The organism is Stappia stellulata DSM 5886 (assembly GCF_000423705.1).
Taxonomy (GTDB): domain Bacteria; phylum Pseudomonadota; class Alphaproteobacteria; order Rhizobiales; family Stappiaceae; genus Stappia; species Stappia stellulata.
In genome coordinates, this window is record NZ_KE384083.1 from 721,536 (window position 1) to 747,945 (window position 26,410).

Here is a 26,410-nt window from a genome sequence, read left to right on the forward strand (position 1 = left end):
ACGCAATCAAGCGAGCGTGTAAAGCTTTGACTTGCCTGTGCCTTATTGCCGGTGGACGCTTCGCCGCGCGCCGGAGCAGCATCCTTCGCGCGCGTTCGGGACGAATCAGGGAGACCAGCATGCACATTTGGGCAAAGACCGCCTTCGCCGCAGGGGTATTCGTGCTTGCACCGGGAGCGGCACAGGCGGCCTGCGACGTCGACAAGCCGGGATCGGAAATGACACATCAGGAGGCGGCGAAGGTCTACCACTGTCTCGAAAAGGAGCTTCACGCCGGCTACATGCAAGGCGACAAGCGCTGGATCCCGGGCGACTTCGTCACCGACTACCGCGGCTGGAAGGCGGCGAGCGACTTTCCCGCCGCGCCCGGCTTTCACGGCGAGCGCTATCTCGTGACCTTCGTCAATCCGGTCGGCGAAGCGGAATACATGCGGTTCAAGGACGAGGGCGCGATGATGCCCGCCGGCAGCGTGCTCGCCAAGGAATCCTTCACGATCAACGACGAAGGCAAGGTCTCCAGGGGGCCGCTGTTTTTGATGGAAAAGGTTGCGGCCGGCAGTTCGCCGGCGACCGGCGACTGGTACTACATGGCGGTGACGCCGAGCGGAACGCCGATGACGATGGACGTGGTGAGCGCTTGCAGCGATTGCCACCAGAGCAATTTCGGCAAGCGCGACGGCCTCGGCTATCCCGTCGAAGAGGTCCGCGCGAAGCCCTGACCGGCGGCGCCGGTCGCGTACGAGAGCAAAACGGCAAAGGGCGCGGGATATCCCACGCCCTCAGACTGACGACAAAGGGAGTGCACGCCCTCCCGCGTCATACCGGGCAAGCGCAAGCGCGACCCGGTATCGGAGAGCCGAAAACCTGTCCCTTTAAAAACTGTCCTTTTAATTGAGTTGCACATCGCGAGACCGTGCTCCGCCGATCCCGGATCGCAGCTTGCGCTGCGTCCGGGATGACGACAGTGCCGGGACTTTATCGTCCTCCTCGGGGCGCAGCATGTCCCGCGCCCTCTTGTTCGAATCGCGGCCGGCGCGTCAGCGCGCGATGGCCGAGTGCCACTGCCCCTGTTCGATCTTGGAGGCGGCAATCACCGCCTGGGTGCGGCTGTCCACGCCGAGCTTTTGCAGGATTGCGGAGACATGCGCCTTCACCGTTGCCTCCGACACGCTGAGCTCATAGGCAATCTGCTTGTTCAAAAGACCTTCCGACAACATCATCAGGACACGCACCTGCTGGGGCGTGAGGCTCGACAGGCGCTGCACCATGTCGGCGATCTCGTTGCTTTCCGAGTTCAGGTCGACATCCGGCGGCGTCCATGTGCCGCCGTTCATCACGGAGGCCACCGCGTCGCGGATCACCTCGATGCCGAGCGACTTCGGGATAAAGCCCGAGGCGCCGAGTTCCATGCAGCGGCGGATGGTGGAAACGTCCTCGGTCGCCGACACGACCACCACCGGCACGCCCTGATACTGCGCGCGCAAATACATCAGGCCGGAAAAGCCTCTCATCCCCGGCATCGACAGATCCAGCAAGAGGAGGTCGACCTCGTCGTGGGAATCGAGATCGGCGACCGCCTCCTCCAGCGATCCGACCTCGGAGAGGCCTGCCCCCGGATAAACAAGTTCAAGCGTCTGGCGCATCGCGCCGCGAAACAATGGATGATCGTCTGCAATAACAAAATGATAGGATGTGCTTTCCGACACGCATTCCTCCTCCCTCCAGGCCGGCCGTCGCCGCCGGCTCTGAACCACGCACGCCGCAAATCGCCTCCCGCCGATTCGCGCACCGCGCCCCCCTTGCTCCGGTTGCCCGGCGTGCCGGTCCGCAAACGGGGGACCTGTTTGCGCAGCCGCATTATTGACGCTGCCACCACGCGCATCAAGCGAAGAACCGGCGCATCCGCGGCCACCCGCGCTCCGGGCGGGCCGCAATTCCCGTATTCTCACAGTTTTCGCGTTTGCGAAAGTCGTATAAGCAACGCGTCAAACTGGGTGCACAGTGTTGGGGAAATGCGCCGCACCGTCGTACTGTCGTAGCGTCACTCGCACAAAAGACGTGTCGAACACGACGGACAAACAAGACGGGAGAACCGGGATGAATGGACGCGCCGAGACACCGGAGCGGCAATACCGGCGATGGTGGCACCGCACCGCGCGCCTTGCGGCGGTCGTTCTGGCGCTGTGGGGTATCTTCGGCTTTGCGGTCCACGGCCTCGTCGCACCGCTCAACACGCTGGCGGTCGCCGGCTTCCCGCTCGGCTTCTACATGGCAGCCCAGGGCTCCCTCATCGTCTTCGTCATCCTCCTCTTCTGGTTCAGCTCCCGGCAGGACCGCCTCGACCGTGAGGCCGGCATCGCCGAACCGGATGACGTTCGCGAGGCGTTGCCGCGATGAGGCAGCACCCGCGCAACGATCCCTTCCTTGCCAACGTCGGGCGGATCTACGGCACCTATGCGGGGGGCTTCGCGGTTTTCGTCGCCGCTCTCGCCATCCTTGAACAGATGGGCGTTCCCGACCGGATCATCGGCTACCTCTTCGTCTTCTTCACACTCGCCGTCTATGCCGGCATCGGGTTCGTCACCCGCACCGTTCAGGTGTCGGAATACTATGTCGCCGGCCGGCGCGTGCCCGCTGTCTACAACGGCATGGCGACGGCCGCCGACTGGATGTCCGGCGCGTCCTTCGTCGGCCTGGCCGGCGCGCTATATGCGCTCGGCTACGACGGGCTGGCCTATGTGATCGGCTGGACCGGCGGTTATGTGCTCGTTGCCGTGCTGATCGCGCCCTACCTGCGCAAGTTCGGCGCCTACACGGTTCCCGATTTCCTGGCAGCGCGTTTCGGCGGCAATCTCGCCCGGCTTATCGGCATTCTCGTGCTTCTCGCCTGCTCCTTCGCCTATGTCGTCGCCCAGATCTATGCGACCGGCATCATTGCCTCGCGGTTTCTGGGCATCTCCTTCGAGGTGGCGGTCTATGTCGGCCTTGCCGGCATCCTGCTCTGTTCGATGCTCGGCGGCATGCGCGCCGTCACCTGGACCCAGGTCGCGCAATACATCGTGCTGATCGTCGCCTATATGCTGCCCGTCGCGATCCTGTCGGCGCAGAAGTTCGGCTTTCCCCTTGCCCAATTCACCTATGGCGCGGTGCTTCAGGACATCGCCGTGCTGGAACAGGATCTGCTGGCGCGGGGCCTGGCCACAGCCGACACGCTAAAGCCGCATCTGGCGCCCTTCACCTCGCTCGATCCGCTGAATTTCTTCGCGCTGATCGCCTGCCTCATGGTGGGGACGGCCTCGCTGCCGCACATCCTCATGCGCTATTTCACCAGCCGGTCGGTGCGCGACACCCGGCGGTCGGTCGCCTGGTCGCTGCTCTTCATCGTGCTGCTTTATGTGACGGCACCGGCCTATGCCGCCTTTGCAAAGCTGGAGATCTATCAAAACGTCATCGGCGCCGGCCTCGATGCCCTGCCGCAGTGGATCTACACCTATGGCAAGCTGGGACTGGTCGACATCTGCGGCGCCCATGCAGCCTCTGTCGACGCGGTACAGGCAGCCTGCGCCGGCACCCCCGGAAACACGGGCGTCCTCCGGCTTCCCGATCTTGCCATCGACCGCGACGTGATCGTCATCGCCATGCCGGAGATCGCCGGACTGCCCTATGTGATCGCGGGCCTTGTGGCCGCCGGCGGTCTCGCCGCCTCGCTGTCGACGGCGGACGGGCTGCTGCTCGCCATCGCCAATGCGATGAGCCACGACGTCTACTACCGCATGCTCGACAAACGCGCGCCGGCCAGCCGGCGTCTTGTCATCGCCCGCCTGTTGTTGGTCGCGGTGGCGGTTCTTGCCGCCTATGTCGCCGCGACGCGGCCGGCGGACATCCTGTCGGTCGTCGCCTGGGCGTTTTCGCTGGCGGCCGCCGGCTATTTCCCGGTCCTCGTGCTCGGCATATGGTGGCGGCGCTGCACGGCGGCCGGCGCGATCGCCGGCATGATCGCGGGTTTCGGCGTGACGCTCTATTATCTGGCCATGACGCAATACGGCGGCATGGCGGAATGGTTCGGCGTGAAAAACATCTCCGCCGCGCTCTTCGGCCTGCCGGTCGGCTTCGCCGCGACCGTCCTCGTCAGCCTGCTGACGCCGCCGCCTTCGCGCGAGGTTCAGGCGCTGATCGACGACATCCGCAAGCCCTCGGGCGGCCCGGTGATGCGCGACGGCCCGCTGTGAGCGGTCAGACGATGCAGGCAACGCTTTCATGAGCGTACTGGCCTTCCAGATCGCCAATTTCGTGCTGGCGGCACTGATGTACACGCTGCTCGGGCGGCTGGCGCTGACGCTGCTGCTCGGCGCCGGCCACGACGGCTTCATGTCGCGGGCCTTCGCCCGCCTCACCGATCCCGCCCTGTGGCTGGTGCGGCAGGGCACGCCTTCGCTGGTGCCGCACGGCCTGCTGCTGCTCTTCGCCGTCACCTGGACGATGATCGCCCGCGTGGCGCTTACCGTCGTCTTCGCCGCCAGCGGCGCGCTTGCCGGAGCCGGGTGACGCGATGACGGAGATTGTGAACACGACCGGCCGCCTTCCCCTTGCCATCGCGGCGCTCGCGCTTCTCAACGGCGTATTCAATCCCTGGCTCCTGCCACAGACGACGGCGGCGGTCATCCTGCTCGCGCCGGGGCTGCTCGTCTCCTCGGCCGCGCTCGTCGTCTATCTTGCTTATCTGCTCGGCGCCCTGACGACGCTCGTCGTCGCCGGCGTTCCCGCCGCTCTCTACGAGCGCCTTTCCGGCGGCCGTGCCTCTGGCTTCGCGGTCTGCCTCGTCTGGCTGGCGGCAACCGCGCTCCTCACCCTGCCCGCTGCGGGGATGGCCGCGCTTCTGCTTCTGGGGTAGGCTTTCGCCCGTTCCGACACTATTCCAGCCACGCCCTTCAAGGACATTTCACCTTGCCCGAGACGCTTTTCCCGCCGCTGGAGCCCTATGGCTCCGGCATGCTCCCCGTCAGCGACCTGCATTCCATCCACTATGAGGAATGCGGCAACCCGGACGGCGTGCCGGTCGTCATGCTGCATGGCGGACCGGGCGGCGGCGCCGGACCGATCATGCGCCGCTTTCACGATCCGTCGGTCTACCGCATCGTGCTGTTCGACCAGCGCGGCTGCGGACGGTCCATTCCCCACGCCGAGCTGCGCGAAAACACCACCTGGGACCTCGTCGCAGACATCGAGCGGCTGCGCGAGCATCTCGGCATCGAGCGCTGGCAGGTGTTCGGCGGGTCCTGGGGATCGACGCTCTCGCTGGCCTACGCGCAGACGCATCCCGAGCGCGTGACCGCGCTGGTGTTGCGCGGCATCTTCCTGCTGCGGCGCGCCGAGCTCCTTTGGTTCTACCAGGAGGGCGCGAGCTGGCTTTATCCAGATCTCTTTGCGGCCTATCGCGAATTTATCCCGAAGGACGAGCAAAGCGACCTGATCGCGGCCTATCATCGCCGGCTCACCGGAACCGACGAGACGGAGCGGCTCGAGGCCGCCGTGCGCTGGGCGCGCTGGGAGGGGTCAACGCTCTCGGTCCTGCGCAATCCCGAGCGCGAGGAGGCCTTCTCGGATCCGCATTACGCACTCGCCTTCGCACGCATCGAGGCGCATTACTTCGCCAACGGCGGCTTCTTCACCCATGACGACCAGCTCCTGCGCGATATCGACAAGGTCCGCGGCATCCCGGCGGTCCTCGTGCACGGCCGCCACGACGTGGTGACGCCGATGAAAAACGCCGTCGACCTGTCCGCCGCCTGGCCGGAAGCGGAGCTGCGCATCGTCGAGAACGCAGGCCATGCGGCGAGCGAACCGGGCATCGTGGCGGAACTCGTCGCCGCGACACGGCGTTTCGCGGATCGCCGCTAATGCGCGCCCCGGGGCGTCAGGTTCCCAGATAGCGCAGCGTCAGACTGCGCTGATGGGGATCGCGCCGGTGCTCCATCACATAGATCTCCTGCCAGGTGCCGAGATCGAGCCGACCGGCCACGACCGGCACCTGCAGGCTGACATCGGTGAGCATCGACTTGACGTGGGCCGGCATGTCGTCCGGCCCTTCGCTTCGGTGACGCCAGGGCGCGTCCTCGCGGGCGAGGCCGGAAAGCGCGTCGAGCAGATCGGCCTGAACGTCGGGATCGGCGTTTTCCTGGATCGTGAGCGAGGCGGAGGTGTGGCGCAGGAAAAGCGACACGGCACCGTCGCGCGCGGTCTGCTCGGCCAGCCAGTCGTCGATCCGCCGGCCGATGCCGTAAAAACCGCAACCGCGGGTCGCCACGACAAGGCGGCCCATGCGTTGACGCAGGTCGAGGCCATCATCCTCGAAGGTCCAGGCCTGGTCGATCAGGCCGGGTCGGGAACGGGTCATGATTGGGCGAGTACCTCCCTTTTGCCGCAACTATGTGAGGAGTGTGCCGACAGCGCAAGCGCGGCAGGGCTTGGCAGGCGAATGCCCAGGCTTTAGCCTGCGCTCCGCGCCGCTTCGCAGCGGGGCGCTTTCGAAGGCACCGACAACAGGACACCGGCCTCAATGGCTGCAACGGGTTTCGACTTCAGCCATCGGGGCGAGGCCAGCGTGGAAACGCTCGACTTCAACCGGGAACTGGTCCATCGGCTGACGCTTCTGCCGGACCAGTGGTCCTTCGCTCCGTCCGTCATCCGCGAGAAACGCGCCGAGGGGCTGGGGCCCTTCCCCTGCCCGCCGCGCGATCCCGACGCGAAGGTGCATGTGATTTCCGGACCGCATGGCGAGATCCCCTTGCGCATCCTGCGCCCGCGCAACCGCCCCTGCGAGGGCGCCTATCTGCACATCCACGGGGGCGGCTGGACGCTCGGGGCGGCCGACGAACAGGACCCGCGTCTGCGCGAGATCGCGGAAAACACCGGCCTTGCGGTCGTATCCTGCGCTTATAGGCTCGCGCCGGAACACCCCTATCCGCAAGGCCCGGACGATTGCGAAACGACCGCCCTGTGGCTGCACGAAAACGGCGTCCGGGAATTCGGCAAGCCGCGCTTTGCCATTGGCGGGGAATCGGCGGGCGCCAATCTCGCGGCCGCCGTCCTGCTGCGCCTGCGCGACCGGCACGGCCTCGGCCACCTGTTTTCGGCCGCCGTCTTCGTCGGCGGATGCTTCGACCTGCGGCTGACGCCCAGTGCCCGTGCCTGGGGCAGCCGGAAGCTGGTGCTGAACACCCGCGACCTGACGATGTTCGTGCGGCATTATCTGGCGCGCGGCGGCGATCCGGCCTCGCCGGACGTGTCCCCGCTGATGGGCGATCTGAACGGTCTGGTCCCCGCGCATTTCGTTGTCGGCGACGCCGATCCGCTGCTCGACGACACGCTGTTCATGGCCGCGCGCTGGCAAGCGGCCGGCAACCGGACGGAGCTTGCCGTCCACCCCGGCGGCTGCCATCTCTTCCAGCACTTTCCCCTTGCCATCGCCAAGGACAGCAACAGGGCAATCGACGCATTCCTTCGTGAATTACCGCCCTCCAATTGACACCCGCCGCCGCCCGGCGCAAACACCATCATCGAACCCGCCCGGAGAGCCACACATGGCCGCTATCGACACATTGTTTTCTTTTGTTAATTGCTGGGAATGCGATGAAAACGATCACCTGAACGTCCAGTTCTATCTCGCCCGCTTCGAGGAAGCCGACCGCCAGTTCCGCCTGCTGAGCGGACTGAGCGACGCCCTTGCCGGCGCCCGGCGCGCGCGCCACATGCGCTATCACGAGGAACTCTATTCCGGCGACACGCTGGTCATGCGCAGCCACGTCGCCTTCGACGGGCCCTATATGCTAACGGTGGTGCATGAGCTGCGCCGCAGCGCCGACAACGTGCTCGCCGCCACGGCGACCGACGGCTACGCCCCCGCCGACAGCGTCGCGCGCGAATTGCGCCGCCGCTTTCAGGACGTCAGCGCACCGATGCCGGATGCCGCCCTGCCGCGCAGCCTGGGCACGGCAGCCGAGACCAATGCGGCCACCGTGAAGCAGCTGGAAACCGCGGGCGCGCGCATTGTGCACCGGGCCACCGTGCTGCCGCGCCACGCGGGACCGGACGGACGCGCCGACGACGCCTTCGCGCTGGCGTGCTTCACCGAAGGCGCCCCGCATGTGTGGAATCTGACGCCGATGACGGACGCCTGGCTCACCGAGCGCGGGCTCGGACGCGTCGCGGTGGAGATGAAGCTTGCCTGGACCGGGCCGCTCAAGCCCGGCGATCCGGTCGTCACGCACAGCGGATTGACCGGTGCGGCGAATTCGACCTTCTCCTTCCGCCATCACCTGTTCGAGGCGCGCACCCACCGGCTGGCGGCGGTGTGCGATGTCGTGGCGCTGACGATGGACCTGAAGACGCGCAGTGCCGTGACGCTCGATGACGAGGTGCGCGCCGACATCCTGAAGAACGTGCTGAAGGCCTGACGCAAAGGCGAAACGATTACCGGCAGCAGTGGCCGGGAGGATCGCACCGGATCCTCCCGGTCAGTTCGCCATGTCGTTGTATTCCTCGCGCAATGTCTTCATCATCCCGAAAAAGCGGCGCATCGCCTTCTCTGTGAAGTCGAGCGCCTTGTCGAGTTCGGCCTCTTCCTCGGGCGTGAAGGCCGGGTCATCGCCTGCACCGGACCCGTTGGCGGACGCATCCGGCCGTTTCGCCGACGGGGTCTGTCCGTTTTCGGCAAGACGCTTCTCCAGGGCGGCATTTTCGTCCCGCAACGCCGCGAGTTCGTCGCTCAGCCGCGAGATTTCCCGCTCCATCGCCAATTGTGCGTCCGGCACGGCAACGCAGCGCCAGGCCTCGCTGCGGCGACGGCACTCGGCGACCCGGCCGCTCTCCCGGTCGAGCCGCAGGAAGGCCTCTCCGGCCGGAGCGAGCAGATAGCGGTCTTCCGGCGCCGACGGACGCGGTCCCGTGCCCGCATCCCCAGACTGGGCAGCGGCGCCCGTGACAAGCGACACGGCAAGACCGGCGGCAACAAGAGCGGTTGCAGGCAGGCGCATCACGAGGTTCTCCATGTGTTCGGCCTTCCGCGTCCCGGGGACGAAAAGGCCGTATACGGCACAATATCTTCGACTTTACACAACTATCCACGCCGGTCGTGGCGAAAGCACGACGGCCCGCGCCCGGGATGTCCGCATCACGGCGCGGAAAATGGCACCCGCCCCTCCGCCAGCGCCGCATCCAGCAGATCGAGACGGTCCTGCCCCCAGAAGACCTCGCCATTCAGAACATAACTTGGCGAGCCGAAAACACCTGTTTCGATGGCTTCCGCCTGATTGGACATATAGCGCTCGACAATGGGCTTCTCGCTCGCCTGACCGAGCGTTGCATCGGCATTCAGGCCGAGCCGCTCGAGAATCGCGCGTTGCACGCTGTCGCGCGCGATGTCGAGTTCGTCGACCCACAACGCCTTGAAGACGGCGAGCGAGTAGGCCGCCACCGGCCCGCCCTCCACCGCGACCGCAAGCGCGATCCGGTCGGCAAGTTCCGGGTTCACCGGAAAATGCGCCGGCTTGAGCGTCAGCGGGATGTTGCGGTAGGCGCGCCAGCGCTGCAATTCCACCAGCCGGTAGGCCTGGCGCACCGGATGGCGCTTGGCCAGCGGCAACCCGCCCGTTTCGGCAAACACCGTTGTCAGCGAAACGGGACGGAACCGCACCGCATACTCCCGACGGTCGGCGAGCGCCAGGAAGGCCTCGTGGCCGATATAGGCCCAGGGAGAGGCGTGCGTGTAGTAGTAGTCGATGATGCGCTGCATGCGGGGAGCCCGTGGCTGATTGCGGTGTCCGGCACCGTGCGCCGGGAGCCGCCCGCGATCAAGTCCGTTCCGGGCGAAGGCGCGCCGCCATCCCGGCGTTTGCGCATGGTTCGCTCATCCCGTACGGGCCTTGCGCGAGGCGGCCGGCGCACGCTCGTCGGGGGGAAGGAGCGCCTCCAGCGTCTCGATCCGGTCGGCTTCGGCCGGCGGCTTGTCGAACCTGAGCCGTGCGACCCGGGGAAAGCGCATGGCCACGCCGGACTTGTGCCGCGTGGAGCGGTTCAGCCCCTCGAAGGCGATCTCCAGCACCAGGCCCGCCGCGGCCTCGTGGCGAACCTCGCGCACGGGACCGAAGCGGTTGACGGTGTTCTGCCGCACGAAGCGGTCGATCTCGGCAAGCTCCTCGTCGGTGAAGCCGAAATAAGCCTTGCCGACCGGCACCAGTTCCTCGTCCCGGTCATCGCCCTCGCCCGCCGAACGCCAGACGCCGAAGGTGTAGTCGGAGTAAAACGAGGAGCGCTTGCCGTGACCGCGCTGCGCATACATCAGCACAGCGTCGATGCGATGCGGATCGCGCTTCCACTTGTACCATTGTCCCTTCGGGCGGCCGGGCACATAGGGCGACGCCCAGCGCTTCAGCATCAGGCCCTCGATGGCCTGCGCATCGGCACCCGCATGCAGGGTTTCCGGCGCGTTGCGGGCGCTTGCCAGCGCCCTCGGGTCCGCCGCTTCGACAAGCGGCGACAGATCGATGCGCGGCGAGGCAAGCCGCGCGACGAACGCCTCCAGCCGCGCGCGCCGGTCGCGAAACGGCAGATCGCGCAGATCCTCGCCATCCACCGAAAGAAGATCGTAGGCGCGGATCGCGGCCGGATGCGACGCCAGCAGTTTCGGCGTCACGGTCTTGCGGTTGAGCCGCTGCTGCAAACTGTTGAAGGAGCGCACCTCGCCGTCGATCACGACCAGCAGTTCGCCGTCGATCACCGCCTCGACATCCAGTGCCTCCACAACGTCCGGGAAGGCGGTGGAGAGATCCTCGCCGGTGCGCGAATAAAGTCGACGACGAAGCTCGCCCTCGCCATTGCGTCCCGCCGCGGCCTGCACGCGGATGCCGTCCCACTTCCATTCCACCGCGAAGGTCTCCGGCGCGAAGGCTTCCAGATCGCGGTCTTCCGCAGGATGCGCCAGCATCGGCGGGCGAAACGGCACCGGATCGTCGGAACGCGGGCGCTCGCCCGTGCCCATCGCCCAGGCGAACAGCGTTTCATAGGGCGGGTCCAGCCCGTGCCAGACCTCCTCGATGTCATCGGGTTCGAGCGCCCCCAGACCGGCGACCGCCGTCTTGGCAAGCCGCGCGGAGACGCCGACACGCAGGCCGCCCGTGACCAGCTTCAGCAGCGCCCAGCGCCCGGTCTCGTCCAGCATGTCGAGCCAGCCGGAGACCAGCGCCGGCACCTCGCCGCGCCTGGCCGCCTCCAGCCGCTCCACCACCTCGGCAAGCGCGGGCGGCGATGCGTCGCCGCCCTCCCCGTTCGGCCAGATCAGCGCGATGGTTTCCGACAGATCGCCGACGAAGTCATAGGAGAGCGCGAAGAGATGCGGATCGACCCGTTCGGCGACGAGCGCTCTGAGCATCGCCGGCTTGGCGTGACGAAACGACAGGCCGCCGGTGAGAGCGGCCAGCGCAAGCCCGCGTTCGGGATCCGGCGTCTTCAGGAAATGCTCGCGCATCAAGGCGAGCTTGGCGCTGCGGCGCGGCTCGAACGACAGGCGGTCCAGAAGGCGGGCAAAACGGATCATCGCGTGAGCTTACGCCTCACGGTTCATTGACGATCATCGCGATCCGCCAGGTGTCGCCGTCGTAAAGCAGGTGATAGTGGCAGGTAAACTCGATCACCGGCTCGCCCAGCTTGTCCGACTGGGTCCAGCTCAGCGTCGCAACGGCCGTGTCGCCGCCGACATAGCTGGCGAGAACCTCGTAGTCGGAGGCGACCACGCCTTCCTTGTCGAGCGCGGCCAAAAGCTTTTCGATGTTCTCCAGCAGCTCCTCGTCATCGGCGAAGACATTGCCCTTGCCGAACTGCCAGATAACATTGGGATAGGCGAAACAGTCGGCCAGCGCATCCGCATCGAAATCGTCGAAGCCGGCGCGATAGTCCTCGAAGAGGTCGAGAACCGCCGGCTCCAGCTCCGCTTCGGCTACGGGAAGGCCGTCGTCGTCCCGGCCGGCACCATTTTCCTGTGTCATCTCGTTCTCCCCGGCCTGTCGTGCCGTCGTTTTCCGTTCAACCCGCCTGCCGCTCCGCCGTTTCGCCGGTCACGACCGTTTCCATCTCCGGTTCCGCCTCGCCCTCGTCGCCATAGCCGATGAGGTTCAGCGGTTTCGCCGCCAGCCCCTGCTGGCGGCACCAGTGCACCAGCGCCTCTTCCGCGCCATGCGTCACCCAGACCTCGCCCGCCCCCGTCTCGCGGATCGTGGCACGAAGGTCGTCCCAATCCGCGTGATCGGAGATCACCAGCGGCAGTTCCGCGCCGCGCTGGCGCGCCCGGGCGCGGACCCGCACCCAGCCGCTGGCAACCGCCGTCACCGGGTCTCCGAAACGGCGGGCCCAACGGTCGGCCAATTGCCCGGGCGGACACAGCACGATCTCGCCGGCAAGCTCCTTGGCGCGACGCCCCACCGCCTCCAGGGCGCCGAGATCGATCCCTTCGGCTTCATAAAGGCGGCAGAGCTTTTCCAGCGCCCCGTGCAGATAGATCGTGCGGTCGTATCCGGCGGCGCGCAGTTCCGCAATCACCCGCTGCGCCTTTCCAAGCGCATAGGCGCCGACAAGATGCGTGCGCCCGGGAAAGGTCTGCAGCGAGGCGAGAAGCCTCGCGATCTCGCCGCACGCCGGCGGATGGCGGAACACCGGCAGGCCGAAGGTCGCCTCGGTGATGAAAACGTCGCAGGCGACCGGCTCGAACGGCGCGCAGGTCGGATCGGCCTGGCGCTTGTAGTCGCCGGAAACAACGAGCCGCGTGGCCCTGCGTTCCAGCCGGATCTGCATGGAGCCGAGTACATGGCCTGCGGGGTGGAACGACACGCGCACCCCGTCGATGTCGACCGCCTCGCCGGATCCGGCGACCTGCCGCGTGCCGGTGAAGGCCTCGCCGTAGCGCACGGCCATGATTTTCAGCGTCTCGTCGGACGCCAGCACCGCGCCATGGCCGGCGCGGGCGTGATCGGCATGGCCATGGGTGATCAGCGCGCGCTCGACGGGACGCGTCGGATCGATGTGGAACCCGCCTTGCGGACAGTAGAGCCCTGCAGCGGTGAGGGTGAGCAGATCGGCGCCAAGTGTCATTCAAGGCAATGTAGGGTCGCACCGAGCGAATTGGAATGGAGGCGCGCGCCGCTCGACGCCGAGCGCGCGAGGCTTTATCTGTGAGCGCCATGGATGCCGCCGGTCCGCCCCTTCTTCCTCCCGACTTCCAGCGCTGGTTCGAAAGCCGGGGCTGGTCTCCGCGTACGCATCAGCTGGACCTGCTTGAGGTTGCCCGCAAAAAGCGGTCCGCGCTTTTGATCGCGCCGACCGGTGCGGGCAAGACACTCGCAGGCTTCCTGCCGAGCCTGACGGAACTGGCCGGGCGGCCACGCACGAAGTCCGGCGCGACAGCGGCCCGGTGTGGGGTGCATACGCTCTACATCTCGCCGCTGAAGGCGCTTGCCGTCGACATCGCCCGCAATCTCGAGGCGCCGGTTGCGGGCATCGGCCTCGACATCCGCATCGAGACGCGCACCGGCGACACGCCCTCCCACAAGCGCCAGCGGCAAAAGAAGATCCCGCCCGACATCCTGCTGACGACGCCGGAACAGATCGCCCTGCTTTTGTCCGACGCGCAAGGCCGCGAGATGCTGTCGGACGTGAAGACCGTGATCCTCGACGAACTGCATGCGCTGGTGACCTCCAAGCGCGGCGACCTGCTGGCACTCGGACTTGCGGCGCTGCGCCGGCTGTCCCCGGAGCTTCGCACCATCGGCCTGTCGGCAACCGTTGCGGAACCCGACGATCTGCGCGCCTGGCTGGTGGCGCAGCCCGACGATCCCGACGGCACCCGCACCCTCGCCGACCTGGTGACGGTTTCGGGCGGGGCCGCGCCCGACATCACCATTCTCGACACCGACGAGCGGCTGCCGTGGTCGGGCCACTCCGCCCGCCATGCCGTGCCGGACATCTACCAGATCATCCGAAAGCACCGCACCAGCCTCGTCTTCGTCAACACCCGCTCGCAGGCCGAGGCGCTGTTTCAGGCGCTGTGGCACGTCAACGACGAGAATCTGCCAATCGCCCTGCACCACGGCTCGCTCGACGTCGGTCAACGCCGCAAGGTCGAGGCGGCGATGGCCGCCGGCAGCTTGCGCGCCATCGTCTGCACCTCCTCGCTCGACCTCGGCATCGACTGGGGCGACGTCGATCTGGTGGTCAATGTCGGCGCGCCCAAGGGCGCCAGCCGGCTGGCGCAGCGCATCGGCCGTTCCAACCACCGCATGGACGAGCCGTCGCGGGCCATTCTGGTGCCGGCCAACCGCTTCGAGGTGATGGAGTGCCAGGCGGCGCTTGCCGCCTCGCGCGCCGGCGAACAGGACACGCCCCCCTTGCGTACCGGCGCGCTCGACGTGCTCGCGCAGCATGTCCTGGGCGTCGCCTGCGCGGGGCCGTTTTCACCCGACGACCTGTTTGCGGAAATCCGCGCAGCCGAACCCTATCGCCATCTCTCCCAGCGCGATTTCGACCGCACGGTGGCCTTTGTCGCGACCGGCGGCTATGCGCTTCGCACCTATGAGCGCTACGCCCGGCTGAAGGACAACGGCGACGGCCGGTTGCGGCTCGCCCATCCCTCCTTCGCCCAGCAATACCGGCTGAACGTCGGCACCATCGTCGAGGCGCCGATGCTGAAGGTGCGGCTGGTGCGCTCCAAGGCCGAAGGGCGCCGCACCCCGGTCGGACGCGGCGGGCGGATGCTCGGCGAGATCGAGGAATGGTTCGTCGACCAACTCGCGCCGGGCGACACGTTTCTTTTCGCCGGCGAAATCCTGCGCTTCGAGGCGATCCGCGAGAACGAGGCCTATGTGTCGCGCGCCCGCGCGCAGGCACCGAAGATCCCGTCCTATCAGGGCGGCAAGTTTCCGCTTTCTACCTATCTGGCGGCAAGCGTGCGGACGATGCTGGCGACGCCCGCGAGCTGGGACCGGCTTCCCGCACAGGTGCGCGACTGGCTGGAGCTGCAGCGCCTTTACTCCGAACTTCCCAAGGCCGACGGCCTGCTGGTGGAAACCTTCCCGCGCGGCAATATGCATTATCTCGTCTGCTATCCCTTCGACGGACGGCTCGCGCATCAAACGCTCGGCATGCTGCTGACCCGTCGGCTGGAGCGTGCCGGCGCGGGCCCGCTCGGCTTCGTCGCCAACGACTACGCACTCGCCGTATGGGGCCTGTCGGACCTCGGCGCGATGATCGCGAGCGGCCAGCTCTCGCTGGCCGGCCTGTTCGACGAGGACATGCTCGGCGACGATCTCGACGCCTGGCTTGCCGAATCGAGCCTGATGAAACGCACCTTTCGCACCTGCGCGGTGATCGCCGGGCTGATCGAGCGCCGCCATCCGGGCAAGGAGAAAAGCGGCCGCCAGGTCACCGTATCGGCCGACCTCATCTACGATGTCCTGCGTCGCCACGAACCGGATCACATCCTTCTGGAGGCCACCTGGCAGGATGCGGCGCAAGGACTTCTGGATATCTCCAGATTGGGCGAACTTCTCACCCGAATTCAGGGCCGAATCGCGCATACTGCGCTCGATCGGGTCTCTCCGCTTGCTGTTCCGGTGATGCTGGAGATCGGCAAGGAGCCCGTGGTCGGTGCCGCGCAGGAAGCCTTGCTGAGCGCGGCCGCCGACGATCTTGTCAGGGAGGCAATGGGGTGAGTCCCTTCACCGCGCAGCAACCGGCCCGGCGCTTTGCGCCCGTGTGCCATGACATTTCCCTTGCCGGCGAACTCGTCGGCCTGCACGACAGCGGCGCGCTCTGGTGGCCGGACGAGGACACGCTGATCGTCTCCGACCTCCACTTCGAGAAAGGCTCCAGCTTTGCCCGTCGCGGGGTCATGCTGCCCCCCTATGACACGGCCGCGACGCTGGAAAAGCTCGCCGGCGTCATCGATGCCTTCGATCCCAGCCGCGTGATCGCGCTCGGCGACAGCTTTCACGACACAAACGGCTCCGACCGCCTGCCGGCGACCTACCGCGCCATGCTGACAACGCTGCAGCTCGGGCGCGAATGGATCTGGATTACCGGCAATCACGATCCGGTGGCCCCGGTGTCGCTGTGCGGCGAAACGATGGAAGAGGTCCGCCTCGCCGGCCTCGTTTTCCGGCATGAGCCGGAAGAAGACACAACGCCGGGAGAAGTGTGCGGGCATCTGCATCCGGCGGCCCGTATCCGCCGCTACGGACGCAGCGTGCGCCGGCCCTGTTTCGCCACCGACGGGCAGCGCATGGTCCTGCCGGCCTTCGGCGTGCTGACCGGCGGTCTCAACGTTCTCGACGAGGCGTGGTCGGCGCTGTTTCCGCCGCGGGCGTTTTCGGTCTTCATGCTGGGCGAGGGCCGCCTCTATCCCTTTACGGCGAGCCGCCTCGTCGCCGACTGACCGGCGCCAGACTGTCTCGACCGGCCGCGCGAACTGCGGCCCTTGGGGCGCGGGCTAGGGTCCGAGAAGGATGAGCAGGCTTCCCGCCGCGACCAGCAGGCTTGCCACGACAATCACCGTGAGCCTTCGCCGCAGCGTCACGTACCACTGCGGGAGCGTCCCGTCTTCACCCGCGCGGTAATCCCAGCCGCCCTGGATGAGAAACCCGCAGGCGAGAAGCAGCAGGCCCCAATTCGGCGCCAAGAGGGTCGCGACCCAGCCGCCGAGCGCGGGAATGACCGACCAGGCAAAAACGGCTCCATCGACGCGCGCGCCGACGACAGCGATGCCCCAGCGCACTCCGCCGAGAAACGACAGGATGAGCGCGCCGTAAACGACCAGCGCCATGGTCGCGAGGGCAACCGCCTGTGCATCCGCGAAACGGAACGCGGCGGCGGTCAGATAGACGGCGCCGGCGAGGAACGGAAGAAGGCCCGCATAACCGAGGACGCGCGAAAGACGCGGCGCAGGCCGCTCGTCGGCGGCAAGAAACAAAGGATTGAACGTCACGGAAGCCTCGCCTGTCCGGATTGAAGGCATGTATCCGCACTACGGTTCAATCGCGCCGGAAGATCACTCCCGCCAACCAGCCGGTGAAGATCGCCAGCCCGACGGCCAGCAGCCCGTAGAGCGCGGAATATTCATAGGCCAGGCGATAGGTGAACTGCTCGAAACCGGACTTGGCGATGGTCAGCTGCTCCTCGGCCTGTGCAAGCAGCACCCCGCCGCGCAGCAGATAGGTGGACACGGTGTAATCGCCGACAGGCACGTTGGCCGGCAGCGTCACCGACGTCCGGAACAGCGAATTGCTCAGGAATTCGATGCTTTGCGTTTCTTCACGATAAAGGCCGCTCTCGACCCTGAGACGCAGGAACGCCGCGCGAAAATTGTCGCGGTCGCCGATCGGCACATCGGAGGCAATCGCGATCGGCAGATTGAGGTTGCGCAGGCCGATGCGGTGCCGCTGCAACACGGTGCGCGAGGCCATTTCATGCGGCGCGCGGGTTGTGTGTATGGCCAGGAAACTCGGCACGCTTTCGAAGGTTTCGGCATCGCGGTTGACCCAGATGCCCAGGAAGCGGCCCTTGCGCCGGGTCGTGACCACCTGCTCCGGCCCGGAGACCACAACGGCAAGGTCGTAAGGGTCGGGACGCGCGACCGTCAAGGCGTCGCGCGCGATCTCGCCGAAGACGACGATCTTCGTGCCGGTGAAATTGGATTCGATGTTCACCCTGTCGTTGGAGAGCGCCGAGATCAGGTTTTCCGCACGCGCCGGCGCAAGCGCAGCTGTCGTGAGCGCAAGCGCGGCAAGGCCGCAGGCCGCGAGTGTGCGAAGCGTCGTCCGTCTCATCGCCGCACCTCCGCGACCGCCGCGGACACCGAAAACAGTTCGTCGGGCTGAAGCACCAGGTTGACAGCAAAACGCACGCCCACCGACAGCACCAGCAGCGCAAGCAACAGGCGCAACTGGTCGCCGCGCAGTTTCTGGCCCATTCGCGCGCCGAACTGGGCGCCGATCACCCCGCCAATCATCAGCGCAAGCGCCAGCACGATGTCGACGGACTGGGTCGACATGGCGTGCAGGAAGGTCGCCGCCGCCATCGTGAAGAGGATCTGCAGGAGCGAAGTGCCGATGACGATGTTGGTCGGCACCCGCAGCAGGTAGATCAGCGCCGGCACCATCATGAAACCTCCGCCAATGCCGAGGATACTGCCGAGAAAGCCGATTACAGCCCCGAGCACGATGATCGGGATCACGCTGACATAAAGACGCGACTGGCGAAACCGCATCTTGAACGGCAGGCCGTGCACCCAGTTGTGCCGTCCCGGCTGGCGCGCCGCGATGCGCGCGCCGCTCTTGCGCCGCGCCATGGAACGCAGCGATTCAAACAGCATCAACCCGCCAATGGCGCTCAGGAACGTCACATAGGAGAGCGAAATCACCAGATCGAGCTGTCCGAGCGTGCGCAAGAGGTCGAACAGCCAGACACCGATGGCCGAGCCGATCACGCCGCCGACCAGGAGCATGCCCGCCAGTTTGAAGTCGATCATCTTGCGTCGCCAGTAGGCAACGACGCCCGACGCGGAAGAGGCAACGACCTGGGTCGTCACCGTCGCGACGGAAACGGCGGGCGGGATGCCGGAAAAGATCAGAAGCGGGGTCAGCAGGAAGCCGCCGCCGATGCCGAACAGGCCGGAGAGGAAGCCGACGGCCCCTCCCATTCCGAACAACATGAACATGTTGACGGGCAATTCGGCGATGGGCAGATAGATTTGCACGTCACACCGGCGACTGGGCCGCTCGCTTGCCCGGGCGGCATGTTGGAGATGAGGCGGCACGCGGCCGGACGGCTTGTCGGGCCATGGGCGCGCCACGGGGCGTTCTGGCGGCAGCGCCTTCAAACCGATAAAGCGCGCTTGCGACAGACGTGTCAACGCCGCACGGGTCGTGCCGCATCGAAAAAGCTCAATCGGCCCTGCGCCGGATCAGATCGACTGCCCGGCGAGGGCTTTCAGCAGGTCGGCACTGACCTTGCCCGTGACCGGAAGACCCGACGCTTTCTCGAAGGCGCGGACCGCATCGCGGGTCCGGTTGCCGACCTGGCCGTCCGGAGCGCCCGGATCGAAGCCGCGCTTTGCAAGCAGCTTTTGCGCCAGCATCACCATGTCGCGCGGATCACCGGAATAGGTCGCCCGCGACACCGTGTCGGCCGGCGCCGACCACGACGGCTTCAGTTCGACCTCATTGGCGGCGGCGGCCCGCGGCGCTTCCTGCCAGTTGGAAACCGCAAGACGCGCTTCGGCCAGCTCTTCCTTCGACAGCATGTTCGCCAGTTCGTCGCGCTTGTTCGCCGCGTCGCCATCGCCCTGGGCCGCGGCAAGCGCAAACCACTTGTAGCTTTCGACGAGATTCTTCTCCAGGCCAAGCCCGCGCGCATAGAGAATGCCGAGATTGTACTGACTGTCGGCCAGACCGAAGTTGGCGGCTTTCTTGAACCAGAAGGCAGCGTCGCGGAATTCCGGATTGCCGGAAATTCCCTCCGCGTAGAGCACCGCGAGATTGTGCGCGGCCTTGGCATTGCCCTGCTTGGCGGCAAGCGCGTACCAGTCACGCGCCGCCGAGAGGTCGCGGGTCACGCCGCGCCCCTTTTCGTAGAGCGATCCGAGACGATACTGCGCCGGAGCAAGACCGGCCTGGGACGCCTTTTCGTAGTAGCTGGCCGCCTTCTGCAGGTCCGGCGCCACGCCGGTGCCCTCGGTGTAGCGGGCCGCGATGGCGAAGAGCGCCTTGGGGTCGCCCTGGGCGGCGGCCTGGCGCAGCGACAGCGGACCGACGTCTTCGGGAATCGCGGCCAGTGCGCGGCCATCCGCACCGGACATCGGCGCGTTGCCGGCGGTGTCGGACCGCGAGGGTGCATCCATGCCGTTCACACTGGCCGGGGTCTGGAACCGGGCGGCCGGGATGTTGCCGGGTTGGGCGGAAAAGCCGTTCTGGACGTTCGCCGGCGGCGCAAAGGCCATATCGGGCATGGCCTCGCCATCGGCCGAAGCCCCGGTGCCGCGCTCGCTCGCGACGGCATCGGCATCGGCATCGCCCGTGTCCGTTGCCGGTGACGTAGCGGAGACCGCCGCGAGGTTTTCCTGCCGCGGGGCCGCGGTTGCACCGGCGGCCGGATCCATGCGCTCGGCCGCAGCCGAAGCCTGCTGAACGGGCTCCTGCGTGGCCGAAGCATCCACCGGCTGCTCGATTGCGGCCGGTTTTTCCAGTGCCGCGATATCGCTGTCGGAGGGTGTCACCTGCTTGAAGATCTGGAGCGCACCGATGGCAATCACGACGGCGGCCGCGGCCATAAGAACGGCGCGACGTCCGCCGCTGGAGAACATCGAGCCTTGGCTCTTCGCCTCTTCCAGTTCCTGCGGATCGGGTTCGCCAGGACGTCCCTCGGCGCGCAACTCGGGCGCAGTCGTCTCCGCCCTGTCGGCCTTGCCGCGGCGACCGCGCGGGCCGTCGCGGCGATCCTTGCCGCTTGTCGCATCAACAGCATGCTCGGCGACATCGGCAACATCGGCGGGTGCGGCGGCGGCCGCCGCCTTGCGCTTGCCGGGCAGACGCGAGCGCAGCCAGCCGGCTGCCGTGGCGGTCTTGCCGGCCTCGCCCGGCCCGTCGTCGCGGGACTTGCCGCCAAGGAAATTGCGCGGCGATTTCTGGTCCTGCACCTCCGCGGCCGCAGCCTGGGCGGCGCGGCGCGCGGCCGCGATGAAGTCGGCCTTGCGGTCGCGCGGATCGCCCGGCTCTCCGGCGGCAGCGGCAGGGCGTTGACCCTGCGGGCGGGCCTGAGCGGCTGCTGGCGCGGCCTTTTGCCGGGGCGGACTTGCCTTGGCGACGGCGGCGCCGGCCTGGGGACGCGGGTCGAGCCGGATCTGCGGCTGCTGGCGCGGCGCCGGCTTGCCGGACCCGGGTTCGAGCGGGCGGTCGTCCTCGACCGAATCCGCGCCCGGTCCGGAGGCGCCGACTTCAAGCGACATCAGCCGCTTGTTGATCGAGGCCATGACGTCCTGGACGCTGTCCATCGATTCGCGCGTGCGCCGCTCGGAACTGGTGGCCGCGTCGAGCAACCGGTCCAGGTCGCCCCGCAGCGCATCGGCCACTTCGCCGCCGGCGCTGCCATTGGCGCTGACCAGCGACTGCAGGTCGCCGAGCCGCGAGAACCCGTGTTCGGCCGCGTCGATCTTTTCGGCAAGGGCTGCGATCTTGTTTTCGATTGCAGACAGGGCCGCGCCGTCGTCGGCAGACGATCCGCGATTGATCGCCTCCGCCAGATCGCGCAGCTGTGCTTCCAGCTGCGCCGTCGCCGGGGCCGCGGAGAGAGAATCGCGCAGCGAGGCGATTTCCTGATGCAACCCGGAGAGGTCTTCCGTCTGCCCCGGGGCACCGGCACCCTCGATCCGCTCGTTGAGCTGTGCGATGCCGCTTTCGAGCCGCGAAATCAGATCCGCCTCGATGGAGGCATGATCGCCGCCGGCATTCAGCGTCACGGTACCGGGACGGTCGAGGGCGTCGATCTTGCCGTCGATGGCGGCGAGACGCTTTTCCAGAAGCGTGAAGGCGGCGTCGTAGCTCGGCGGCATCTGCCGCGCATTTTCGATGCGCTTCAGCCGCCCGGCGATTTCCCCAAGGTGCTCGTCGAGCCTGGGATCGGGACCGGCGGCGCGCTCGGCGCGATCGTCGGCCAGCATTCCGGCAATCTGCTCGAGCCGGTCGTTGAGACGGTCCACGGCGCCTGCCTGGGGTGCGCGGGCCTCCATCGCCTCCAGACGGCCCTCGATGGCGCGCTGGCCGTCGGCAAGCCGCTCGATCGCATCGAAGCGGACCGACAGCGCCGACAGACGCTCGTCGATCCCGCCGATCAGATCCTGGACATCGATGCGTTCGACCAGGTCGCGCACGGCACGGATCTCGCCGCGCAGCGCCGTCACATCCTCGCCGCCAGAGCGGCGCACCAGCTCTTCCACACGGTGGCCGATGTCGGCGACCCGATCGTCGAGCGCGACCAGCTGGTCGGCGCGCGGCACGACGCGAAACGCGTCCTCGATCTCGATCAGCCGCTGGCCGAGGTCTTCCAGCAGGCGTGGCTCGGTGCGGTCGCGGGCCAGTTCGTCGAGACGCTGGACGAGATGCGCATAGCCGCTTTCCAGCGATTTCAGCATGCCGTCGACATTGGACTGGCCGATCAGCGCACGCAGGTCCGCGATCTCGGCGCGCATCTCGCGCGACAGGCGCATGTCGGCACGGTCGGTGCGCATCCGCTCCACCGCCTCCGACAGACGACGGATCTCGCCGCTGTCGCGGGACGGCGCACGGTTGCGGTCGACGCGCAGGGATTCCACCAGCGCGGCACGCAGATCCTGGATGTCGCGCCGCATCGTGGACAGCGCTTCGTCACGTGGATCATTGGCTTCGTCGATGCGCCGCGCAAGATCGTTGAACAGCGGACGCAGCTCCTCGCCGAGATCCGCCGAGCGGCTCCCGGGCGCGCGGCGCGGCGCGGCCTCGTCGTCGTCATACACGGGCGCCCCGTCGCGATAGGCGGGCGCTTCATCGCGATAGGCGGAGACCGGGCGACGCCGGGCGGGAGCAGGCGCCGGAGCATAGCCGTCGTAGCCGTCGACGTCGTCATCATCATACGTCGGCTCGGGCGCCGGACGCGGGGCCGGACGCGCAGCCGGACGGCGGCCATGCGGCGCGGCGTCTTCCAGCTCCCTTGTATCTGCGGACTGCGAGAGATCCTCAACCCGACGGTCGAGCCGGTCGAGCGCGCCGAGCACCGCCTCGATGCGGCTGGTGCGAGCGTCGTCGACGGATTGGGGGGCGGCGTCGCGCGTCGGTGCGGGACGCTGTTCGGTGCGGGCGCGGGCAGCGGCGGCGCGGCGGGACTGGCGGTTGGGGGCGGATTGCGCGGCGGCATCATAAGCGGGTTGTGCGGGGCTGGCGGGATCCATCAACCGCTCAAGCGCATCGGCGACCTCGCTGAGCTGTTCCTGCGCGCGCGCCCGGCCCGGGAGCGGAGCGGACGCTGCCGGCTGCGGCGCGCCACGCCAGGCCGGAGCCCGGTGATGCGGTTCGTACCACGCATCGTCAGGGCCCTCCGCGCCATGGCGGGGGTCGGTTTCCGGCTGTGTGCCGCGGGGGGTGCGATAACGCGCTGTCCAGGACATGCTAAGGGCCTCTTCACCCGATACGGAGCGCCTCTCGACGCGCACAGACTTCTTCATTCATTTCGCCAAACGCCTATCGGCACCACGACGACCTAGACTCAAACTCTCACCGGTTATGGTAAACACCTGGTTAAGCGCCGAAATTACATGGTTAACCAAGGATGAAGATAGATCGTCGCCAGGCCTCCCGGATCCGCTGCGATCATCCGGAACGCTTGACGCTTACGTTTACGGAAGATATTCCGGAGAGCGAGGTTGCGTAATGTCATCTGCCGGCCGTCGGCGCATGACGCAAAGCCGCGCCGCCGGTCCGCAGCCGGCCCCCGGCCTTTCAGGAAAGACAGGAATACGGCATGAGCGAAGCGCTTTCGGTCAACAACGACATCGTCGAGGCGGTCGCCGCCAAGGACGATTCGACCAAGAAGACGCTCTTCACCATCGGCGATCTCGCCAAGGAGTTCGGCGTAACGCTGCGCACGCTGCGCTTCTACGAGGACCGCGGCCTGATCAACCCGCGCCGCGACGGCATGAACCGGGTCTACACGCGGCGCGACCGCGCGCGGCTGAAACTGGTCCTGATGGGCAAGCGCGTCGGCTTCTCGCTGGCCGAAATCCGGGACATGCTGGACCTCTACGACTTGCGCGACGGCCAGGTGACACAGCTGCGCGTGGCGCTGTCGCGCTTCCAGGGCCAGATCGACGTGCTGGTCGAACAGCGTCGCGACATCGACCAGGCGATCGAGGAACTCGGCCGCACCGTCGAGATCGTCTCCGGCATGCTGAAGCAGAAGGAAGGCGAACCGGCGGAGTGATCCGCAGCCCTCGCCCGCCACATTCGACCCGTTTCGCCGACCTCAGCGGCGCCGTCCCGACCCGGCCGCCCGGAGCGCGCGCAGGTCCGCTTGCGCGCGCGCCCTGCCCGTGCGCGATGCCTGGACCCGGCGGGGACAACCATGGACGCATCCGGTTCGCCGCCGGCACGATCCCAGGCAGGCCTCAAGGCGCCTTGTCCCCGTGGCAGGCAGGCGATATCCCCGCCCGGAAAGCCGATCCGGCGCCCGCCCGAAAATCGGCAAGCCGCATCAACTTCGACAATTCCGCGATCAATTTTGACGCGTTTTGCAACAAAATCGGCAAAATTTGAAAAAATAAGCGCATGCTGCCGCTAGGACACGTCTTGCTCCGCCGCGGACACGGCACTATAAACGGCTCAAGGTGACGTTTACGGAAACGTCAGGTGCGAGCCGGTGTGACGGTCGCAGCCGAGATCGACAATTGGACCGGGAGGCGATGCCATGCCGAGCTACACAGCCCCAGTGAAGGATGTGACTTTCCTGCTCAACGACGTGCTGGACTTCCAGCGCTACGGCAACCTGCCGGGCTTCGGCGACGCCACGCCGGATCTGATCGAGGCGATCCTGAGCGAGGGCGCGCGCTTTTGCGAAGAGGTGCTGACGCCGATCAACGTCTCCGGCGACCGTGAAGGCTGCACCCGTCACGACGACGGCTCGGTGACGACGCCTTCGGGCTTCAAGCACGCCTATCGCACCTACACCGAAAACGGCTGGATCGCGCTTTCCATGCCGGAGGAATTCGGCGGCCAGGGCCTGCCGACGACACTGAACACCATCATCCAGGAGTTCATGTCGGCGGCCAACCTCGCCTGGGGCATGTACCCCGGCCTGTCGCAGGGGGCTGCGGCCGCACTTCTCGAGCACGCCTCGCAGGAGCAAAAAGAGCTTTATCTCCCGAAGCTTGCCTCGGGCGACTGGTCCGGCACGATGAACCTGACGGAGCCGCATTGCGGCACCGATCTCGGAATGATCAAGACCAAGGCCGTGCCGCAGGCCGACGGCAGCTACAAGATCACGGGCCAGAAGATCTTCATTTCCGCCGGCGAACACGACCTGACGTCCAACATCGTCCATCTGGTGCTCGCCCGCATCGAGGGCGCGCCGGAAGGAACCAAGGGCATCTCGCTGTTCGTCGCCCCGAAATTCCTGCCCGACGAAAACGGCGGGCCGGGCGAGCGCAACGCGGTCTCCTGCGGCTCGCTTGAAGAGAAGATGGGCATTCACGGCAATGCCACCTGCGTGATGAATTACGACGGCGCGACGGGCTGGCTGATCGGCGAGGAAAATCGCGGCCTCGCCGCCATGTTCGTGATGATGAACGAGGCGCGTCTCGCCGTCGGCGTGCAGGGTCTCGGCCAGTCCGAGGTCGCCTATCAAAACGCCGCCGCCTATGCGCGCGAGCGCATTCAAGGACGCTCGCTCACGGGCGCGAAGAACCCGGACGCCAAGGCCGATCCGATCATCGTCCATCCGGACGTGCGGCGCACGCTGATGTCGATCCGGGCCTTCAACGAGGCCGCCCGCGCGCTGGTGCTTTGGACCGCGCTGCAATCCGACATCGCCCACCGCTCGGATGACGAGGCGGAACGACAGGCCGCCGACGACCACATGGGCCTGATGACGCCGGTGATCAAAGGCGTGCTGACGGATGTCGGGTTCGACAACGCGGTCGCGGCCCAGCAGATGCTCGGCGGGCACGGCTACATCGAGGAATGGGGCATGTCGCAGTTCGTGCGCGATGCCCGCATCGCCATGATCTACGAGGGCGCCAACGGCATTCAGGCGCTGGATCTCGTCGGCCGCAAGCTGCCGAAGAACGGCGGCCGCGCGGTGATGGCCTTCTTCGAGGAGGTCGGCGCCTTCCTCAAGGAGAACAAGGACGAGGACGCCCTCGCCCCGTTGCTCGGCCCGCTCAAGGCCGGTCTCGACGACCTGCAGGCCGCAACCATGTGGTTGATGAACAACGCCATGACGAAACCCGACAATGCCGGTGCCGGCTCGACCGACTACATGCATCTCTTCGGCATCGTCGCGCTCGGCTACATGTCGGCGCGCATGGCCAAGGCCTCCGCCGCGGCCCTCGCCTCGGGCGATGCGCAGGACGCAGCCTTCCACGAGACAAAACTGACACTGGCGAAGCACTTCATGGAACGCCACATGCCGGAGACGGCCCTGCGGCTTGCCCGCGTGTCCGCCGGCTCGGACACGATGATGGGGCTCGACGCCGAGGCGTTTTGATCGCGCACGCCAGACGACGCGCGACGGACACCGAACAAAGGGCGCGCCGCAAATTGCGGCGGCGCACCCGCCACGCCAGGGAGGAGAC

The 26,410-nt window shown here is 67.0% G+C and carries 23 protein-coding genes; 12 read left to right on the forward strand and 11 right to left on the reverse strand.

Features of this window, described 5'->3' with window-relative positions; all coding sequences use genetic code 11:
• The first annotated feature begins 119 nt into the window (after positions 1-119).
• Positions 120-719 carry a cytochrome P460 family protein gene (locus tag G572_RS25000; RefSeq protein WP_051242834.1) on the forward strand — a complete coding sequence of 200 codons (600 nt, stop codon included), beginning with the start codon at positions 120-122 and terminating at the stop codon, positions 717-719.
• Between the two features lie 318 nt (positions 720-1,037).
• On the opposite strand, the gene G572_RS0120435 is transcribed toward G572_RS25000, so the two are convergent.
• Positions 1,038-1,706, reverse strand: a complete 669-nt coding sequence (locus G572_RS0120435; protein WP_029060051.1) for a response regulator transcription factor — start codon at positions 1,704-1,706, stop codon at positions 1,038-1,040.
• A 391-nt stretch (positions 1,707-2,097) separates the two neighbouring features.
• Here G572_RS0120435 and G572_RS0120440 point away from each other — a divergent pair, with 391 nt between their 5' ends.
• The 5 genes from G572_RS0120440 to pip are packed head-to-tail and all read left to right on the forward strand — an operon-like array spanning position 2,098 to position 5,898.
• Positions 2,098-2,397 (forward strand): DUF4212 domain-containing protein, encoded by a 300-nt coding sequence (locus tag G572_RS0120440; RefSeq protein WP_029060052.1) that lies wholly within the window; start codon positions 2,098-2,100, stop codon positions 2,395-2,397.
• On the forward strand, positions 2,394-4,229 hold the full coding sequence (locus G572_RS0120445; protein ID WP_029060053.1) for a sodium:solute symporter family protein: 1,836 nt from the start codon (positions 2,394-2,396) through the stop codon (positions 4,227-4,229). The genes G572_RS0120440 and G572_RS0120445 overlap by 4 nt, the downstream gene beginning before the upstream one ends.
• A 28-nt stretch (positions 4,230-4,257) precedes the next feature.
• On the forward strand, positions 4,258-4,545 hold the full coding sequence (locus G572_RS25005) for a hypothetical protein (RefSeq protein WP_051242836.1): 288 nt from the start codon (positions 4,258-4,260) through the stop codon (positions 4,543-4,545).
• A 4-nt stretch (positions 4,546-4,549) separates the two neighbouring features.
• Positions 4,550-4,891: a hypothetical protein gene (locus tag G572_RS0120455; protein WP_029060054.1), complete on the forward strand. Its 342-nt coding sequence runs from the start codon at positions 4,550-4,552 to the stop codon at positions 4,889-4,891.
• A 53-nt stretch (positions 4,892-4,944) separates the two neighbouring features.
• Positions 4,945-5,898 carry a prolyl aminopeptidase gene (gene pip / locus G572_RS0120460; protein WP_029060055.1) on the forward strand — a complete coding sequence of 318 codons (954 nt, stop codon included), beginning with the start codon at positions 4,945-4,947 and terminating at the stop codon, positions 5,896-5,898.
• A gap of 16 nt (positions 5,899-5,914) precedes the next feature.
• On the opposite strand, the gene G572_RS0120465 is transcribed toward pip, so the two are convergent.
• Positions 5,915-6,319 (reverse strand): secondary thiamine-phosphate synthase enzyme YjbQ, encoded by a 405-nt coding sequence (locus G572_RS0120465; protein WP_029060056.1) that lies wholly within the window; start codon positions 6,317-6,319, stop codon positions 5,915-5,917.
• Positions 6,320-6,556: 237 nt separating this feature from the next.
• On the opposite strand from G572_RS0120465, the gene G572_RS0120470 reads away from it, so the two are divergent.
• Together G572_RS0120470 and G572_RS0120475 are read left to right on the forward strand one after the other, a co-directional pair.
• Positions 6,557-7,525, forward strand: coding sequence for an alpha/beta hydrolase (locus tag G572_RS0120470; RefSeq protein ID WP_029060057.1), 969 nt, complete (start codon positions 6,557-6,559; stop codon positions 7,523-7,525).
• A gap of 55 nt (positions 7,526-7,580) precedes the next feature.
• Positions 7,581-8,453, forward strand: coding sequence for an acyl-CoA thioesterase (locus G572_RS0120475; RefSeq protein ID WP_029060058.1), 873 nt, complete (start codon positions 7,581-7,583; stop codon positions 8,451-8,453).
• Positions 8,454-8,513: 60 nt separating this feature from the next.
• Here G572_RS0120475 and G572_RS25010 read toward each other — a convergent pair whose 3' ends face one another.
• The 5 genes from G572_RS25010 to G572_RS25015 all read right to left on the reverse strand — a co-directional run bounded on the left by G572_RS25010 (position 8,514) and on the right by G572_RS25015 (position 13,137).
• Entirely contained in the window at positions 8,514-9,047 is a 534-nt protein-coding gene (locus G572_RS25010) for a hypothetical protein (RefSeq protein ID WP_051242838.1), read from the reverse strand.
• 122 nt (positions 9,048-9,169) lie between these two features.
• A complete protein-coding gene (locus G572_RS0120485; RefSeq protein WP_029060059.1) occupies positions 9,170-9,790 on the reverse strand; it encodes a 2-hydroxychromene-2-carboxylate isomerase in 621 nt (206 codons plus the stop codon).
• A gap of 114 nt (positions 9,791-9,904) precedes the next feature.
• On the reverse strand, positions 9,905-11,590 hold the full coding sequence (locus G572_RS0120490; RefSeq protein ID WP_029060060.1) for a cisplatin damage response ATP-dependent DNA ligase: 1,686 nt from the start codon (positions 11,588-11,590) through the stop codon (positions 9,905-9,907).
• A gap of 16 nt (positions 11,591-11,606) precedes the next feature.
• Positions 11,607-12,038 (reverse strand): DUF4440 domain-containing protein, encoded by a 432-nt coding sequence (locus G572_RS0120495; protein WP_029060061.1) that lies wholly within the window; start codon positions 12,036-12,038, stop codon positions 11,607-11,609.
• A 37-nt stretch (positions 12,039-12,075) separates the two neighbouring features.
• Entirely contained in the window at positions 12,076-13,137 is a 1,062-nt protein-coding gene (locus G572_RS25015) for a ligase-associated DNA damage response exonuclease (RefSeq protein ID WP_051242841.1), read from the reverse strand.
• 89 nt (positions 13,138-13,226) lie between these two features.
• Here G572_RS25015 and G572_RS0120505 point away from each other — a divergent pair, with 89 nt between their 5' ends.
• Both G572_RS0120505 and pdeM read left to right on the forward strand, forming a co-directional pair.
• Positions 13,227-15,752, forward strand: coding sequence for a ligase-associated DNA damage response DEXH box helicase (locus G572_RS0120505; protein ID WP_029060062.1), 2,526 nt, complete (start codon positions 13,227-13,229; stop codon positions 15,750-15,752).
• Complete coding sequence (pdeM, locus tag G572_RS0120510; RefSeq protein ID WP_051242843.1) at positions 15,749-16,474, forward strand: ligase-associated DNA damage response endonuclease PdeM; 726 nt, start codon at positions 15,749-15,751, stop codon at positions 16,472-16,474. The genes G572_RS0120505 and pdeM overlap by 4 nt, the downstream gene beginning before the upstream one ends.
• 54 nt (positions 16,475-16,528) lie before the next feature.
• Here the strand turns inward: pdeM and G572_RS0120515 are convergent, their stop codons facing one another.
• From G572_RS0120515 to G572_RS25020, 4 genes are all read right to left on the reverse strand, one after another.
• A complete protein-coding gene (locus G572_RS0120515; RefSeq protein ID WP_169391348.1) occupies positions 16,529-17,023 on the reverse strand; it encodes a DUF3429 domain-containing protein in 495 nt (164 codons plus the stop codon).
• Positions 17,024-17,069: 46 nt separating this feature from the next.
• Entirely contained in the window at positions 17,070-17,864 is a 795-nt protein-coding gene (locus G572_RS0120520; RefSeq protein ID WP_029060065.1) for a TIGR02186 family protein, read from the reverse strand.
• Positions 17,861-18,793: a sulfite exporter TauE/SafE family protein gene (locus G572_RS0120525; protein WP_029060066.1), complete on the reverse strand. Its 933-nt coding sequence runs from the start codon at positions 18,791-18,793 to the stop codon at positions 17,861-17,863. The genes G572_RS0120520 and G572_RS0120525 overlap by 4 nt, the downstream gene beginning before the upstream one ends.
• Before the next feature lie 207 nt (positions 18,794-19,000).
• Positions 19,001-23,230 carry a peptidoglycan-binding protein gene (locus G572_RS25020; protein ID WP_037547536.1) on the reverse strand — a complete coding sequence of 1,410 codons (4,230 nt, stop codon included), beginning with the start codon at positions 23,228-23,230 and terminating at the stop codon, positions 19,001-19,003.
• 353 nt (positions 23,231-23,583) lie between these two features.
• On the opposite strand from G572_RS25020, the gene G572_RS0120535 reads away from it, so the two are divergent.
• Both G572_RS0120535 and G572_RS0120545 read left to right on the forward strand, forming a co-directional pair.
• The gene (locus G572_RS0120535) at positions 23,584-24,042 is read left to right on the forward strand and encodes a MerR family transcriptional regulator (protein ID WP_029060067.1); all 459 of its coding nucleotides are present in this window, start codon (positions 23,584-23,586) and stop codon (positions 24,040-24,042) included.
• Positions 24,043-24,525: 483 nt separating this feature from the next.
• Positions 24,526-26,322, forward strand: a complete 1,797-nt coding sequence (locus tag G572_RS0120545; protein ID WP_029060068.1) for an acyl-CoA dehydrogenase C-terminal domain-containing protein — start codon at positions 24,526-24,528, stop codon at positions 26,320-26,322.
• The last annotated feature ends 88 nt before the right edge of the window (positions 26,323-26,410 follow it).

Bases quoted from the DNA above. Each gene is read 5' to 3' on its own strand.
- G572_RS25020 (WP_037547536.1), bottom strand. From the start codon at position 23,230: ATGTCCTGGACAGCGCGTTATCGCACCCCCCGCGGCACACAGCCGGAA.
- G572_RS25015 (WP_051242841.1), bottom strand. From the start codon at position 13,137: ATGACACTTGGCGCCGATCTGCTCACCCTCACCGCTGCAGGGCTCTAC.
- G572_RS0120470 (WP_029060057.1), top strand. From the start codon at position 6,557: ATGGCTGCAACGGGTTTCGACTTCAGCCATCGGGGCGAGGCCAGCGTG.
- G572_RS25005 (WP_051242836.1), top strand. From the start codon at position 4,258: ATGAGCGTACTGGCCTTCCAGATCGCCAATTTCGTGCTGGCGGCACTG.
- G572_RS0120465 (WP_029060056.1), bottom strand. From the start codon at position 6,319: ATGGGCCGCCTTGTCGTGGCGACCCGCGGTTGCGGTTTTTACGGCATC.
- G572_RS0120475 (WP_029060058.1), top strand. From the start codon at position 7,581: ATGGCCGCTATCGACACATTGTTTTCTTTTGTTAATTGCTGGGAATGC.
- G572_RS0120445 (WP_029060053.1), top strand. From the start codon at position 2,394: ATGAGGCAGCACCCGCGCAACGATCCCTTCCTTGCCAACGTCGGGCGG.
- G572_RS0120495 (WP_029060061.1), bottom strand. From the start codon at position 12,038: ATGACACAGGAAAATGGTGCCGGCCGGGACGACGACGGCCTTCCCGTA.
- G572_RS0120520 (WP_029060065.1), bottom strand. From the start codon at position 17,864: ATGAGACGGACGACGCTTCGCACACTCGCGGCCTGCGGCCTTGCCGCG.
- G572_RS0120545 (WP_029060068.1), top strand. From the start codon at position 24,526: ATGCCGAGCTACACAGCCCCAGTGAAGGATGTGACTTTCCTGCTCAAC.
- G572_RS25010 (WP_051242838.1), bottom strand. From the start codon at position 9,047: ATGGAGAACCTCGTGATGCGCCTGCCTGCAACCGCTCTTGTTGCCGCC.
- G572_RS0120505 (WP_029060062.1), top strand. From the start codon at position 13,227: ATGGATGCCGCCGGTCCGCCCCTTCTTCCTCCCGACTTCCAGCGCTGG.
- G572_RS0120485 (WP_029060059.1), bottom strand. From the start codon at position 9,790: ATGCAGCGCATCATCGACTACTACTACACGCACGCCTCTCCCTGGGCC.
- G572_RS0120440 (WP_029060052.1), top strand. From the start codon at position 2,098: ATGAATGGACGCGCCGAGACACCGGAGCGGCAATACCGGCGATGGTGG.
- G572_RS0120455 (WP_029060054.1), top strand. From the start codon at position 4,550: ATGACGGAGATTGTGAACACGACCGGCCGCCTTCCCCTTGCCATCGCG.
- G572_RS0120490 (WP_029060060.1), bottom strand. From the start codon at position 11,590: ATGATCCGTTTTGCCCGCCTTCTGGACCGCCTGTCGTTCGAGCCGCGC.
- G572_RS0120535 (WP_029060067.1), top strand. From the start codon at position 23,584: ATGAGCGAAGCGCTTTCGGTCAACAACGACATCGTCGAGGCGGTCGCC.
- G572_RS25000 (WP_051242834.1), top strand. From the start codon at position 120: ATGCACATTTGGGCAAAGACCGCCTTCGCCGCAGGGGTATTCGTGCTT.